12 protein-coding genes are annotated in these 13730 nt (G+C 62.4%); 1 reads left to right on the top strand and 11 read right to left on the bottom strand.

Annotated features, from left to right (window positions below; all coding sequences use genetic code 11):
* Nucleotides 1-39: 39 nt before the first annotated feature.
* On the bottom strand, nt 40-1137 hold the full coding sequence (locus ACP15S_RS20775; RefSeq protein WP_425041571.1) for a ParB/RepB/Spo0J family partition protein: 1098 nt from the start codon (nt 1135-1137) through the stop codon (nt 40-42).
* A complete protein-coding gene (locus tag ACP15S_RS20770) occupies nt 1134-2438 on the bottom strand; it encodes an AAA family ATPase (protein ID WP_425041570.1) in 1305 nt (434 codons plus the stop codon). The genes ACP15S_RS20775 and ACP15S_RS20770 overlap by 4 nt, the downstream gene beginning before the upstream one ends.
* A gap of 494 nt (nt 2439-2932) precedes the next feature.
* Between ACP15S_RS20770 and ACP15S_RS20765 the strand changes: the two genes are divergently transcribed.
* Nucleotides 2933-3613: a hypothetical protein gene (locus ACP15S_RS20765; protein ID WP_425041569.1), complete on the top strand. Its 681-nt coding sequence runs from the start codon at nt 2933-2935 to the stop codon at nt 3611-3613.
* A 7-nt stretch (nt 3614-3620) separates the two neighbouring features.
* Here ACP15S_RS20765 and ACP15S_RS20760 read toward each other — a convergent pair whose 3' ends face one another.
* The 9 genes from ACP15S_RS20760 to ACP15S_RS20720 all read right to left on the bottom strand — a co-directional run bounded on the left by ACP15S_RS20760 (nt 3621) and on the right by ACP15S_RS20720 (nt 13729).
* Nucleotides 3621-4658, bottom strand: coding sequence for a Gfo/Idh/MocA family protein (locus ACP15S_RS20760; RefSeq protein ID WP_425041568.1), 1038 nt, complete (start codon nt 4656-4658; stop codon nt 3621-3623).
* Nucleotides 4655-5653 (bottom strand): Gfo/Idh/MocA family protein, encoded by a 999-nt coding sequence (locus ACP15S_RS20755; RefSeq protein WP_425041567.1) that lies wholly within the window; start codon nt 5651-5653, stop codon nt 4655-4657. The genes ACP15S_RS20760 and ACP15S_RS20755 overlap by 4 nt, the downstream gene beginning before the upstream one ends.
* Nucleotides 5650-6660, bottom strand: coding sequence for a Gfo/Idh/MocA family protein (locus ACP15S_RS20750; RefSeq protein ID WP_425041566.1), 1011 nt, complete (start codon nt 6658-6660; stop codon nt 5650-5652). The genes ACP15S_RS20755 and ACP15S_RS20750 overlap by 4 nt, the downstream gene beginning before the upstream one ends.
* On the bottom strand, nt 6657-7553 hold the full coding sequence (locus ACP15S_RS20745) for a DMT family transporter (protein WP_425041565.1): 897 nt from the start codon (nt 7551-7553) through the stop codon (nt 6657-6659). Before ACP15S_RS20745 ends, ACP15S_RS20750 begins: the two co-directional genes overlap by 4 nt.
* A gap of 116 nt (nt 7554-7669) precedes the next feature.
* The gene (locus tag ACP15S_RS20740) at nt 7670-8554 is read right to left on the bottom strand and encodes an NAD(P)-dependent oxidoreductase (RefSeq protein WP_425041564.1); all 885 of its coding nucleotides are present in this window, start codon (nt 8552-8554) and stop codon (nt 7670-7672) included.
* A gap of 3 nt (nt 8555-8557) precedes the next feature.
* The gene (locus ACP15S_RS20735; RefSeq protein ID WP_425041563.1) at nt 8558-9472 is read right to left on the bottom strand and encodes a phytanoyl-CoA dioxygenase family protein; all 915 of its coding nucleotides are present in this window, start codon (nt 9470-9472) and stop codon (nt 8558-8560) included.
* Complete coding sequence (locus tag ACP15S_RS20730; RefSeq protein ID WP_425041562.1) at nt 9448-10950, bottom strand: UxaA family hydrolase; 1503 nt, start codon at nt 10948-10950, stop codon at nt 9448-9450. Before ACP15S_RS20730 ends, ACP15S_RS20735 begins: the two co-directional genes overlap by 25 nt.
* 14 nt (nt 10951-10964) lie before the next feature.
* On the bottom strand, nt 10965-11906 hold the full coding sequence (locus tag ACP15S_RS20725; protein WP_425041561.1) for a phytanoyl-CoA dioxygenase family protein: 942 nt from the start codon (nt 11904-11906) through the stop codon (nt 10965-10967).
* A 194-nt stretch (nt 11907-12100) separates the two neighbouring features.
* A complete protein-coding gene (locus tag ACP15S_RS20720) occupies nt 12101-13729 on the bottom strand; it encodes a TRAP transporter large permease (RefSeq protein WP_425041560.1) in 1629 nt (542 codons plus the stop codon).
* Between the last annotated feature and the right edge of the window lies 1 nt (nt 13730).

The following is a 13730-nucleotide window of genomic DNA, read 5'->3' as shown; positions in this document are numbered from 1 at the left end:
GCCTTTTTGTTTGTCTCGCGCCTGTCCCCGCGGGGACAGCTAGTCTTTCAACGCCTGCACAAAGGCGCGCGCCGCCCGCTCAAGTCGTGCCCGGTCGATGGCGGAGAAGTCCTGATCCATCGCCAGCTCGACACGGTTCTGGCTCGCAATCATCTTGAGATCCCCTTCGGGCAAGGAACAGCGCAGCGTCGTTTTGGCGCGGGAGGCCGCCGGGGTTTTCGCGGACCTTGTCTTGGGTTGCGTCAGAAAGGCCCGCAGCACTTCGAGCTCACGCTCCGGCGTCGCCGCCATCTGCGCCACAAGATGGGACCTCAGCCGCGCCGCAAATCCCGCCTCCTCCGAGACCTTCTTCTCGAGATCAAGACCCAACGCGCGCGGCAGCGCTTCGGGAAAGCGCAGATGACCGTTGAGCGCCTCGATCAAGATCGCAAAGCGCCGGATGTAGCTGCGTTTCTGGCGGCTCGCGCTGGCATAAAGCGTATTGACCGCCTCACTGACATCGCCCCCCGGCGTCTGATTGTCCTGCGCATAGGCGATGGCCAGCTGGGCCATTTCGCCAAAGGAGATATCGCGGCGCACCAGGTTTTCATCGACCATCTTGCGATAGAGCACCTCCAGCTCATGGCCGTGCGCCACAATCGCGGCGGGAATTTCGGCAAAGCCGCCCGTCTCCTCCTGCAAAGCGCGATAGGCCGTCAGGCGGCGAAACCCCTGCACAAGCTCAAAGCCGCCCGCATCATCGGGCTCCACCCGGATCGGGTTTGACAGGCCAATCTCACGGATGGACGCTTTCAGCTCTTCGAGATCCGGATCAACCTGCGCCGAGCGGTCCCGCGTGAGCTTGGTCATGCGGATCTGGTCGAGGGGGATCAAATCCGTGATCAGTCCGGCTTTCTTGAGGCGGACATGTTCATGGGCGAGGGCATCGTTTTCATCGCGTATGGCTTGTTCAGCCTCCGCACGCGCTAGCAAGGCGGCAGCGTTTTCCGAGATTGCAGAGGCCATCGGAGAGCGCCGCGCCGCGCTTGTCCCCGCGGGGACAGACTTTGTCTCCGGTGCGGCGGGCGGGGTCGATTGTGTCTCTATTCCTGCGGAATCGTCGGGAAAGTCGATGTCGAACACACGGCGTTTGCTCATGTCTCATCCTCCAGTTTCGCCCATGCGGCAAGCGCATGGCCTTTGAACTCCTCATAGGCCCGATCAAATGACGTGCGCGCGCGGCGCCAGGTCTCTCGCGTCATGTCCCGGTAATCAATCTCGTAGATCGATGACAGGAACCGCCCCGATTGCTCGACCGCGCGGGTCATCTCGATCGGATGGGCGGTCACTCTGTCGCCAAAAACCTTACCAAAGGCTTCGCCCATCGCGCGGTGCAAATCATTGCCTGCCTCATAGCGCGTGAGCAGAAAGCGCACGTCCTGGAAGGCCTTGGGCAGGGTGAGCGTCCCCGCGGGGACAAGACCGGCAAAGCGCGATAGATCCTCCAGCGCTTCCGACAGTTGGCCGATGAACGATGTCGTGCTGTCATATTCCCAATAGCCCGGGCCGGACGGCACATAGAGCATGTCGGCGGCGAAGACAGCGTTCATGGATTGATACCCAATGGCCGGCGGGCAATCGAAGATCACCATGTCATAGGTATCGGCAGGCAGGGCATCAAGGTAACGCGAGACGGCGGCAAAGAAGCTCCACTCCGGGTTCAGGTGCCGATATTGCGCCGAGGCAAATTCGACGAAGGCCGCGTTGGCGCAAGAAGGCACGATATCAATTGTGGGCCAGGAGGTCGGCTTGATGAAATCGGTGACGCGCAGCTCGCCCAGACCCATGCCCGTCACGGAGGGGGGAAGCTTGCGCTGGGGCAGGGCGGCGCCGCTTTCGGCCCCCCGCGTTGCCGCGTTGATGCGCTCAGTCTCCCGGATCAAATCGCGCGCCATGATCCCCCAGACCGTGTATTCCTCCGCGACATCCGTCAGGCCCATGGAATGACTGAGCGTTGCCTGCGGATCGAAATCCACCGCCAACACACGGTAGCCATCCAGCGCGGCGGCATGGGCGAAATGCAGCGCCACGGTCGACTTGCCGGCCCCGCCTTTGAAATTGGCAATGGCCACGCGCACCGCGCGCTTGCCCGCCTCCCGGTGTGGGGTCAGGTCGTTCCCCTTGATCCGCAACCGCCGGCGCAGCTCATTGATCTCCTCCAGCGTGTACCACCGCTGCCGCCCATCCGCCTCCACCAAGCCCTGGGGCAGGGACGGATCCGCCGCCAGCTTGCCGCGCAAGGTCGATTGGTTCACCTTCAGGATCAGCTCGGACACTTCCCAGCTCGAGAAGCGCCGCAAGGTCTTCTCCATCTCTGGTGAAAACGTCTGCTGCCGTATCCAGCCCTGCATCTTGAGAGACTGCGCCTGCATCTGGGCGAGGTCTTCATGTGTGAACATGCCTGTGTGCGATCCTTCTTCGTTTGCCGCGCTCTCTGAACGCTGTCCCCGCGGGGACAGATTTACATTCAAAACGCACAACGCTAATTCTTGCTCTTTTTCCATTTACGCCTTTTTTGCGTTTTTTGCAAAAGCTAATAAGCTGCCAAGCGGATCGGGAGCTACGCCTCCCATATCCATGGATTGCGAGGGAAAGCGCTTGAGACTGATTCGGCCATCCTTTTGATCCAGCGCCCACAGATTGGGGGACAGACTTTGTCACACCCCAACCTATTGGGGGACATTTTCTCTCAATTGGGTGACACACATGATGTCCCCCAATACCTTAGAACCTTAATTTCTGATCTGAATTGGTAAGAGTCAAAACAGGCTGTGGACAGAATCGTTGATCAGGACGTAAAATCTGCGTAAGACAAAAAGAACGCTGAACAACAGCGGTGACCGGGGCACAGATCCTGGCGCAGAGGCAGATGGAAACCCTGAGGAGCCCCTTTATGCTCAAGGCCAAGATTGCGGGGCGCAACGCAGGCGCGCTCAAATACGATGTGCTGACAGCTATGGGCGCTTTTGCTCTGAGCCAGCCCAAAGGCAAACAGCGACTGATCTTGCGGCTGATGACCCTTATCACAGCGCGGTACAATTGGGCTCGGGATGAGTTGAGCGTTGGCCAGCGAGAGATTGCCCGTCTTTGGTCTGTCGATGAACGTACTGTCAAACGGGAAATGGCGAAGCTGCGCGCCATGGGCTGGCTCGAGCTGCGCCGGGCAGGGGTCCGGGGCAGGGTGGCGCAATACGGCCTTGGGCTCACGGCTATTCTCGATGATACCCGTCCCCGTTGGGCCGATGTTGGTCCTGATTTTCTGTATCGTTTGGATGACGCACCCTTACCGGACAATGTCGTGCCCTTGTCCCCGCGGGGACAGGTTGCACCGCCGCCCATTGATGGCAACACCGAATGGAGCCTCGCCAAAAGCCTGCTCCATGGCGAAGACACCAGTCTCTATGCCGCCTGGTTTGGCGCCTTGGAACGCGAGAGGCGGGATGGGTCCCGACTGACGCTTCGCGCACCGAGCCGGTTTTGTGCGACCTATGTAATGACACATCTCCAGAACCAATTGCTGCGCGCCGTGCAATCCGTGGACACCGAGATCACCGAAGTCAGTGTCATCGCCTGAGAACGCGCTACGGTTGCCAGCCATCATAGAGTGGATGATCAATGGGCAGCGGCAACGCAACAGAGCTCGCTGCGCGCGCGGAGGCATAGAGCGCTGTGGCCAGTTCGATGGAGCGCCGCCCCTCCAATAGCGTCACGGCGCTGTTGGTTTGCCCATTCAGCGCAGCTGCAACGTCGGTAAGAAACCCGGAAAACCCGTTGGGCTTTGGGGGGATTTGCGCAAGAATAGTGTCGATCTTTGGCTGTCGCGTGGGATCGCGGACCGTGAACTGCCAAGCCCCGGTCATGGGAGCGTAAGGCAATGTACTAGAGGTTGCCGTCAGGTGCTCCCAGACCAGCCTCACGCGGCTCTCGTCCTGCGCGGCGCCCAAGGTCACGGAAGAGGTGGCCAAAGCCCCCGAGGCCAGCTCGAGCACTATAGCGGCACTGTCTTCGGTCTCGATGGGATTGATCAACGTCGCGGTGCGCGCGGTGACCTTCGTTATCGGCCCCATCAGACAGTCGAGCAGGTCATGGGCGTGGATCGCATGGGTGATCAGGCAACCGCCCATCTCACCAGCCCATGTGCCGCGCCAGGGGGCCTCCGCATAATAGCGCGCGTGTCGGGCCCAATGCGTCTCTAACGTTGCGGCTTTTGGGCGCCCGAGCAATCCTGCGGCGTCCAGCGCGCGCAGGGCGTCCATGGCCGGGCCATAGCGATATTGGAAGACGGGGAACACCGTGCGATTGGCGCGGGTTGCGGCGTCGATGATCGCGTCAACGTCGCGCAAGGAGGGTGCGAGTGGCTTTTCGCAGATAACATGTTTGCCAGCCTCCAACGCCTGCACGGCAACGGGGCGGTGCAGGGCAGGGGGCAGGCAGATGTCGATCACATTGACATCGGATGCGAGGGCGTCGTCGATGCTGTCACTTGTCGGGACATTGAAAGTGCTGCGGCGGGTGGCGTCCTGATCGACCAAGAGAGCGACGTCCCACTCGGGCAGGGCGCGATAGGCGTCCAGATGCTGTGCACCGATGCCGCCGCCCAGGATCGCGACGCGGATCATCGCTCCGCCATCTCTTGTGCGATCAGAGCAAGACGCATCACTTCGAAACAATGGGCTTGTGTCATGGCGGTCTCTGTCCGGTGCGTGATGTCATCGGCCAGGCGCTCGAAATAGGGCAGGCCGGCGTCTCGCGCGTCAATAGCCTCCGCGCGGGTTCCGTTGGACAGGATTAATGTATCTGTGCCCGCGCCCGTGGCGAGATCGACATATTTGCGCAGTTCGATGAAGCCTTTTGTCCCCAAGAGCGTGAGCCGCCCGTCGCCCCAATTGGGCAGCGCGTCAGGTGTGTACCAATCGACACGGATGTAGCCTGACGCATGGTCCGACCGCAGGGCAATCTCACCCAGATCCTGCAAGCCGGGGTCGTCTGGGTTGGCATGGTTTGCCACATGGGACATCGCAATTTCCGCTGACGTAGAGCCTGTAAAGTGCAGAAACTGGTCGATCTGGTGGCTGGCGATATCGGTGAGGATGCCACCGTATCTCTCCCGCTCGAAAAACCAATCGGGGCGCGTGGCGCGGTTGAGGCGATGGGGGCCGAGCCCCGTTGTATGGACCACCGACCCGATCTCACCAGCGGCGACGAGCGCGTCAGCCAGCGTGACGCAGGGCACCTCAAATCGCTCGGAGAAATTGATCGACCAGATGCGCCCTGTCGTAGCAACGCACGCTTTGATCTCATCGAGTTGGTCCAGCGTTGTGCAGCCGGGCTTGTCTGTCATCACGTCATGGCCCGCCTGCATCGCGGTGATAGAGAGCGCGGCCCGGTCTGCCGGGATCGCAGAGACCAGCGCAAGATCCGCGCCGAGCGCCAGCGCATCCTCCAGATGGGCGATCCGAGGCATGTCGGGGAAGCGCTTGGCAAAGCCGGCGAGGGTTTCCGGATCGCCTTCGGTCCAGTAGCCCAAGGGGCGCGCGCCGATGCGGATCATGTTCTCTGCCATGCCGTAGATGTGACGATGGTCGAGACCGAGGCAGACAAAGCTGAGGCTCATGGGTGGACCTTTTCCGTAGCACGAGATGTGGCGGCGCGTTCCATCGCGTCGATCAGCGCATGGACGGCCAAGCCTTCGCGTCCACTGATCGGCGGAGAGGCGTTTTGGGCAAGGTTAGAGACGAAATCCTCGATCACATTCTGATGCCAGCCATGGGAAAACGCCATTGGGTCTGCGCCGCCTCCGGTGCCTGTTTGCAAGGGTGTGATCTCGTCCCGATGGCCGTTGAGGTAGTCGACCACGAGATGATCGCCGGTCAATGTCACATGGGCCGCCTCGCAGATCAGCGTGATCGTCTCTGCGCTGCCGGGAAAGGCAGCCGTGGTGGCCGAGAGCAGGCCTGTCGCGCCGCTGTCAAATTGCAGCAGCGCGGTGGCGAGATCCTCGGCCTCAAGCCTGTGCAGTGGTGTCCTGCGCGTCATCGCCTGCACTTGCGCGGTGGGGCCGCAGAGCCAAAGACAGAGGTCCAGCGTATGGATGGCCTGGGTGATGAGCACACCGCCGCCATCGCGCGCATAGGTGCCGCGCCCGGGCGCATCATAGTAGCTCTGATCGCGCCACCACGGCACGCGCATCTCTGCGTGGATCACCGCACCCAACTCGCCGCGCGCAAGCAGCGACTTGAGATGTTTGGAGGCTGCCCGGGTGCGATGCTGGAAGAAGAGCCCCAGCGGCACGTCTGCGGCCTCGAATGTCTCAACGATGGCGCGGGCGGCTTGCAGGGTCCGCTCGATGGGTTTTTCTATGAGCGTCGGGATGCGCGCGCTTGCAAGGGCCGTGGCGATCTCGGCGCGGGCGTCGGGGGGCGTCGTGACAATGGCGATGTCTGGTTGCGTCGCGAGTGCCGCGGTCAGTGTTGTCACGGACGTGCCGCCATGGGTCTCAGTGAAGGCCTCAGTGCGCGCAGGATCGCGGCCCATAACGCAGGCCAGCTCCAGCCCCGCGCCCTTGAGCGCGGCCACATGGGTCGGCGCAACCATACCTGTTCCGATAAGCAGCGCTTTCATGTTTGGACCCGAATGCGCGTGCGCAGCCGTTCGCGGCGCCAGATGATGAGCCCGGACGCCATGATGATTGCCGCGCCCAGCAGCGTGAAGAGATCGGGCAGATCACCAAAGACCAGATATGAGAGCACAGTGAGGTAGAGCAGGAAGGAATACGTGAATGGCATCAATGTGTTGGCGGTGGCGAAGCGATGCGCTGTTGTCAGCATCTGATGGCCAAACCACGCGATAGGGCCGATGGCGATGAGGGCCAACCAACCGATTGTGTCGGTGCTTTGCCAGCTCAGGATCGCGGGGGGCAGGAGAACGACGGTACCCAAAAGCCCCATGTGAAACTGCATTGTGTCAGCACTGACCTTGTCCGCCAGCCGCCGGGTCAGCAGGGAATAGATGGCAAGGAAGGTGGCGTTCATCACCACGAGCAGCATCGCCGGATGAAAGGCCGCGCCGATGGGGCGGATCACGACCAGCACCCCGATGAAGCCCAACAGGATCGCGGACCAGCGCCAGAGGCCCACCCGCTCCTTGAGGAAGATCACCGAGAGGAAGCATACGATCACCGGGGAGGTGAACATGATGGCCGACACAGTGGTGAGCGGCAGGAAGCGCAGCACATAAAAATTCGAGAATGTCGCCGCCACAAGCAGCGCGCCCCGGATCAGGATCAGACCCAGATAGGGCGATTGGAAGATGTCCCGGTCAGGTCGGCGCGCGAATTGCACCAGGTTCACCGCGAAATGCCCCGCATAGCGAAAAAACGCGATCTGCGCCGCAGACAGCCCGGCCACCGCCACCCATTTCGCACCGGTATCCACCAGCGCAAACATCAGCCATGCGGCCAACATGAGGACCATGCCGAACTCGGCGCGATCTTCGAGGATGGGGGCGGTGGCCATGGGTTAGGAGGCCCTTTGAGGCAGGGGGCGGTTCAACAGAACCAAGCGACCGCCCGGGCGGGCGCGCGCCTGCCTGCCGCGTTGCGACAGGCTGCTTCTCTTGAACAGGTTCAGGATCATTTCAGGGCTTTGGAATAGTAATCCACGATTTCGGGCACCATCGCGTCGCCCATCCCGGCCTCCAGCGCACCGGACAGGCCCGCATAGGCCCCCTCGGAGTTCACGCTTTTGACGCCTGCGGCTTCGGCCATCTGACGGTAATAACCGACATCCTTGTGCGCGTTGCGGATGGAGAAGGCGAGTTTGTTGGGATCGCCCTCAAGGCTATAGGCGCTGACGAAATCCATGATCAGCGAATGGTTGGGCCCGGCCGAGATCACGTCATAGAGTTTCTGGCGCTCAATCCCGGCGACATCGCCCATGACGTAGGCTTCAGCCAGCGCGTTGGACATGGCCTGCGAGAAGAAGTTGTTGATCAGTTTGATCGTATGGCCCGAGCCCAGATCGCCCAGATGGAAGACGTTTTCGCCAAGATCGTCGAGGACTGGTTTGACGGCATCAAAGGTGGCTTTGTCACCCGAACACATGAGGTTCAAGAGCCCGTCCTTGGCATGGCTGGGCGTGCGCCCGATGGGGGCGTCGAGCATCTGCGCGCCTGTGGCGGCAACCTCTTCGCCCAAAGCGCGCGTCGAGTGGGGCAGGGAGGTGCCGAAGTCGATCACGACCTTGCCCGCGCTGAGCCCCGCGATCACGCCATCGGCGCCGCGCATGCGGGACTCGACGCTGTCGGAGGTATCCATGCAGAGCATTGTGATGTCAGAGGCGGCGGCGACCTCGCGCGCGGTGCCCACCTCGGTGGCGCCTCGGGCGACAGCAGCATCAATATTGGGCCGCGAGCGGTTGGCCGTGACGACGACGGCATAGCCCTTGTCCTGCAAGCGCCCGACCATGGCTGCGCCCATGAGGCCCAGGCCGATAAATCCGATTGTGGGGTGCGTCATGGTCTAGTCCTTTTCAATAGTGTCAAAGGCCCGCTTGGCGAGGCCTTTCTGGATTTCATAGATAGAGATCGGCACATCCGGTTGAGGCTGCGGGATGCGGATCGGGATGTCCTTGAGGCGCGGGGTGAGCGTGGGCGCGCCGCAGAGCATGCGGGTGTTGTAATCCTCGATCCCGTCCCATTTCGTCATGGAGCCCATGATCGGGAAGGCATCGGCGGCCATCATCTCGTAGAACAGGATGCGGCGGGACCGGTCGGAAGTGTTGAGCGCGGAGCCGTGGACCGCGCGGCCATGGTGGATCGAAACGGTGCCCGCAGGCCCGGTCAGCGGCACGGCGTCGTCGGTATTGAGCCCCACGTCCGAGGGCACAAACCCGCCCGCAAAAACGCCGTTCGCGTGATGATCATAGACCGGGCCGCGATGGGAGCCGGGGAAGACCATGAGCGGGCCATTCTCCAGCGCCATATCATCAATGCAGATGCCGATGGCGAGGATGTCGTCATTGGTATGGGGGTAGAAGGCATAATCCTGATGCCATTCAACCGCCGCGCCGTAGCCTGCGCTCTTCATGTTGAGCTTGGTCGTGTGCAGCCGCAGGTTCGGCCCGATGAGATCGCGCGCAGGGGCCAGCACATGGTCGGAATACATGAGCTCGCGCATGACGTCCGAGATCGTATGCGGCAGCTTGATGCGGCGCAGACGAGGGTCCTCGGGCGTGTGGCTGTCTTCGAGATCGAGGCGATCATTGGAGGCCGTCATGGTTTTGGCCTCGTCCTCAAACCGCGCAATCTCGGCGCGGATCCTGGCGATCCATTCGGGCGGGATCTGGCCGGGCAGGGTCAGGTAGCCGTCGCGCTCGAATTGCGCTTTTTGCTCTGGGGTCAGGACTTCCATCACATCGTCGCTCCGATTTGCCACGGCACGAATTCGTAATCGCCCAATCCCTGCGCTTCGGATTTGCTCATCTCGCCAGAGGCCACGCGGAGGAACATCTCGTAGATCTCGCGGCCCTTGTCTTCGAGCGAGACGCCGCCCGTGAGCATGTCGCCTGCGTTGATGTCCATGTCTTCGGTCATGCGAGTGAACATCGCCGTGTTGGTGGCGAGCTTGATCGTCGGCGCGGGTTTAGAGCCAAACGCTGAGCCGCGCCCGGTGGTGAAGCAGACAAGATTGCAGCCGCCTGCGATCTGGCCGGTGACGGAGGCAGGGTCATAGCCGGGGCTGTCCATAAAGGTGAAGCCTGCGGCCGTGACCGGTTCGGCGTATTTGTAGACGCCGGTGAGCGGCGTGGTGCCGCCCTTGGCTGCCGCGCCGAGGCTCTTCTCAAGGATCGTCGTCAGACCGCCTGCCTTGTTGCCGGGTGAGGGATTGTTGTCCATCGAGCCTTTGTTGCGGTGGGTGTAATCCTCCCACCAGCGGATCAGGCCCACGAGCTTGTCGCCCGTGGCCTGATCGGCGGCGCGGCGGGTCAGGAGATGTTCGGCGCCGTAAATCTCGGGCGTCTCGGCCAGCACGCCGGTGCCGCCTTGGGCGACGAGCAGGTCGGTCGCGTAACCAAGCGCGGGGTTGGCGGTGATGCCGGACCACGCATCCGAGCCGCCACATTGCAGCGCCACTTTGAGGGCGCTGGCGGGGCAGGGGGTCCGGCTGAACTTGTTTGCCTCGGGCAGCATCGCCTCGACCTTGGCAATCCCCATCTCGATCGTCTTGCGCAGACCGGCCACGCCCTGGATGTTCATCGTCTGGAAGGTCGGCCCCTGTTTGAGGCCATAGGCCTCCAGGAGCCAGTCGATCTGGTTCATCTCACAGCCCAGCCCCACCATAAGCACCGCGCCGTGGTTGGGGTGGCGGGCATAGCCCCACATCACGCGTTGCAGCGCCTCGAACCCTTCGCCATCGCCCGCCATGCCGCACCCAGTGCCATGCACGTAGGCCACGACGCCATCGACATTGGGGAACTCCGCCAGCCGCTCCGGCGTGAAGTGATCGGCGATCATGCGGGCGGCGGTGGCGGAGCAGTTCACCGAGGTCAGCACGGCGATGTAATTGCGCGTGCCAACGGCGCCGCTCTCGCGCTGAAAGCCCATGAAGGTGTCGCCGCTGGCCGGGGTCACGGCGCGCAGATCGGTGCCGAATTCATAGGCGGCGTCGGTGTTGCGGAAATCGACGTTATGAGTGTGGACATGGTCGCCCGGCGCGATCGCCTCAGAGGCATAGCCAATGATCTGGGCGTATTTGCGCACGACATCGCCGGGGGTATGGGCCTGCGTGGCGATCTTGTGGCCCGAGGGGATCAAGGCGCGGGTCTGGGTGTCCTCAACGGTAACGCCCACCTCCAGCGCGCGCGTGGCGGTCACGACCGTGTCGGAGGGATCAAGGCGGATGGTGTCACTCATGGTGGGTCTTCCTCTCAGGCGCAAACAGGTGCGTCGGCGCTCCAACGGTGTATCGGGATATGGGCCTCTTTGGCCAGCTTCGCGCGCGCCTCTTCCCACATCGCGGCCCAGGCGCGCCAGTCTCTCAGCTCCGTCTCGGGCGCTGTGCGGGAGCGGGCGATGAAATCGGGAAAGTGGCTGCGGGCGGTCGGATCGCCCGTCACGTTGTAGCGCAGATCAAAGGACCAGCGGAACTGATCCGAGCGATTGGGCAGCGCGCTGTGCGGGACAAGCGGGTGAAAGAGCACGACGCCGCCCGCAGGCACAGGCAGGGGCACCGCATCCGCAGGCTCGATCTGGCCCGGGGCGATGGAGGTCTGGACCTGCGGGCAATGGGGCAGGAGGCCCGGCTTGCCGGGGATCGCTTGCAGGCAGCCATTTTCTTCGGTCGCGTCAGAGATGGCGATCCAGGCGGTGATCATGCGTGTGCTGTCGGCCTCTTCATGAGCAACGCCGCGATCCTGATGCCAATCGGTCCCGCCGACATGGGCGCGGATCTCATCGGCATCGAGCTGGGTCTCGGGGGGTTTGATGCGCACATGCTGGATCGGGTTCGAGGTGATCTCGGGGCCGATGAGCTGTTCGACGATGTCGAGGAGCGGTCTGGCTGTGACGAGATCAAAGACGGCGGGGCCGAAATGCATGGGCGTGTCGGGGTGGATCTGGTCGCCGGGCAGGGAGATATCCATGGGCTGGAACCAGTCGCAGCCTGCCGCATAGGCCGCCGAGAGCTTGCCCCAGAAGTCCAGCGTCGTTCCGGCGGGCACGCGATTTTGTGCTTCCCAGCCTGCGTAGAGCTGATCGAGTAGCGTGGCGTATTCGAGGCGGAGCGCGCTCAGGATGTCGTGCGGGATGACATCGGGGACGACAAGAACGCCGTCTCTCTGAAAGGTCTCGATCTGTATGTCGCTCAGCATGGCAGCCTCCGGAGCGTTGTCAGGTCCGGAACAAGGGGCCTCGGCCCTGCCGGACCAGCGCCTGCCCATCCCGGCGGGCTGGCGCTTTGGTTGGCGATGTCCGCAGATTTTGCGGAGCAGTTTTTGGCGGCCATAAAGCGCACCAATCAATTGGAGTGGCGCCACCCCACGGGAAGGCGCCGCTCCGGCGCCCGTCAGAGCAGGATCGAAATGATCGGCGGCCAGATCAGCAGCACCGACAGCGCCACAAGCTGAATGCCAATGAAGGGCAGGAAGCCTTTGAAGATATCTGTCAGCTGGATATGCGGCGGGGCCACGGATTTGAGGTAGAACGCCGCGGGCCCAAAGGGTGGCGACAGGAAGCTCACCTGCATGTTCATACAAAACACCACGCCAAACCAGATCGCCACATGGCGCGGCTCCAGCTGGCCGATAAAGCCGATCTCCTCAATGGGCAGCGCCCGTACAATCGGCAGGAAGACCGGGATGATCAGCAGAACAATCCCGACCCAATCCATGAAGGCGCCCATGAACAGAAGGATCAGCATCATCAGCAGGATCACCATCATCGGCGCAAGCTCTGATCCGAGGATGAAGCCCGCCACGAAGGTCGGCCCGCCCGCGATGGTATAAGCGCCTGCAAGCGCCGTCGCACCGATGGTCACCCAGATGATTGTGCCGGTTGAGCGCAGGGTGCGCATTAGGCTGTCCCAGACGAGATCGAAGGATGCCTCGCCGCGCAGGATCGCGATGACGAGAACCGCCAGTGCGCCCATGCCTGCCGCCTCAGTAATCCCGGTGATGCCGCCATAGATCGAGCCCATGACCACGCCGATGATCACGATGGGCGGGACAAGCCCCTTGCCCAAGGCCCAGCCTCGCGCCGTGCGCGCTGTGCCAAAGACAAAGAACACAAGCGCCAGCGTGATCGCCAGAGCTATGCCCAGCGTTTGCACATGGTGCGGCTGCCCCAGCGCGATGGGCTCGACGCCTTCGGCGAGGATGTTCTGCCCCGTGAGCGTAAAGAAGAGCGCCCGCAGGAAGAGCGCGGCGGAGAAGCCTGCGGCGACCACGTTGAGAAAGGCCAGAAACAGCATGCCCTTTTCCGCTCCCACGGGCTCGCCGGGTTCAGGATCGGGCAGGGGGGCATCTTCGGGGCGCAGCTGCGTGCGGATGATGATGTAGGTGATGATGAGCGAGGCCAGCAGGAAGCCGGGGATGAAGGCCGCTGTGAAGAGCGCTTTGATCGAGGTCTCTGTAATGAGGCCATAGATAATCAAAACGATCGAGGGCGGGATCATTGTCCCCAGTGAGCCCGACGCGCAGATTGTGCCGATGGCGAGGTTCTGGTTATAGCCCAGCCTGAGCATCTGCGGCAGCGCGATCAAGCCCAGCAAGACCACTTCACCGCCGATGATGCCTGACATCGCCGCCATGATGACGGCCATGATCGAGGTCACAATCGCAATCCCGCCGCGCGTCCGGTTGAGCCAGATGGAGAGCGAGGAATACATTTCCTTGGCGATGCCCGAGCGCTCCAGCAGGGCGGCCATGAAGATGAAGAGCGGGATGGATATGAGGACGTAACTCGTCATCACGTCGCCGTATATGCGTTGCGAGAGGATGTTGAGGGGCCCGGACCCCGGCCGGCCAGTGAGGAAGCCCTCACCCCAAAGTGTCGGGTCCATCAAAACCGCAGGTTCGAACTTCATGAAGAGGACCGCGACGGCCATGAAGGCGGAGGCAAAGCCAAGCGGCATGCCGATGGCCAGAAGCACAATCAGCCCCATCATCAGGACAAGTGAAATCGTTCCGATATCCATG

It is taken from the genome of Primorskyibacter sp. S187A (genome assembly GCF_049800955.1).
Taxonomy (GTDB): domain Bacteria; phylum Pseudomonadota; class Alphaproteobacteria; order Rhodobacterales; family Rhodobacteraceae; genus JAKVBH01.
Note: the sequence above shows the minus strand (reverse complement) of the source record. Positions and strands in the feature narration are given on the sequence as shown.

Excerpts from the sequence above, each read along its gene's own strand:
- ACP15S_RS20775 (WP_425041571.1), bottom strand. The coding sequence starts at position 1,137 with ATGAGCAAACGCCGTGTGTTCGACATCGACTTTCCCGACGATTCCGCA.
- ACP15S_RS20770 (WP_425041570.1), bottom strand. The coding sequence starts at position 2,438 with ATGTTCACACATGAAGACCTCGCCCAGATGCAGGCGCAGTCTCTCAAG.
- ACP15S_RS20765 (WP_425041569.1), top strand. The coding sequence starts at position 2,933 with ATGCTCAAGGCCAAGATTGCGGGGCGCAACGCAGGCGCGCTCAAATAC.
- ACP15S_RS20760 (WP_425041568.1), bottom strand. The coding sequence starts at position 4,658 with ATGATCCGCGTCGCGATCCTGGGCGGCGGCATCGGTGCACAGCATCTG.
- ACP15S_RS20755 (WP_425041567.1), bottom strand. The coding sequence starts at position 5,653 with ATGAGCCTCAGCTTTGTCTGCCTCGGTCTCGACCATCGTCACATCTAC.
- ACP15S_RS20750 (WP_425041566.1), bottom strand. The coding sequence starts at position 6,660 with ATGAAAGCGCTGCTTATCGGAACAGGTATGGTTGCGCCGACCCATGTG.
- ACP15S_RS20745 (WP_425041565.1), bottom strand. The coding sequence starts at position 7,553 with ATGGCCACCGCCCCCATCCTCGAAGATCGCGCCGAGTTCGGCATGGTC.
- ACP15S_RS20740 (WP_425041564.1), bottom strand. The coding sequence starts at position 8,554 with ATGACGCACCCCACAATCGGATTTATCGGCCTGGGCCTCATGGGCGCA.
- ACP15S_RS20730 (WP_425041562.1), bottom strand. The coding sequence starts at position 10,950 with ATGAGTGACACCATCCGCCTTGATCCCTCCGACACGGTCGTGACCGCC.
- ACP15S_RS20725 (WP_425041561.1), bottom strand. The coding sequence starts at position 11,906 with ATGCTGAGCGACATACAGATCGAGACCTTTCAGAGAGACGGCGTTCTT.
- ACP15S_RS20720 (WP_425041560.1), bottom strand. The coding sequence starts at position 13,729 with ATGGATATCGGAACGATTTCACTTGTCCTGATGATGGGGCTGATTGTG.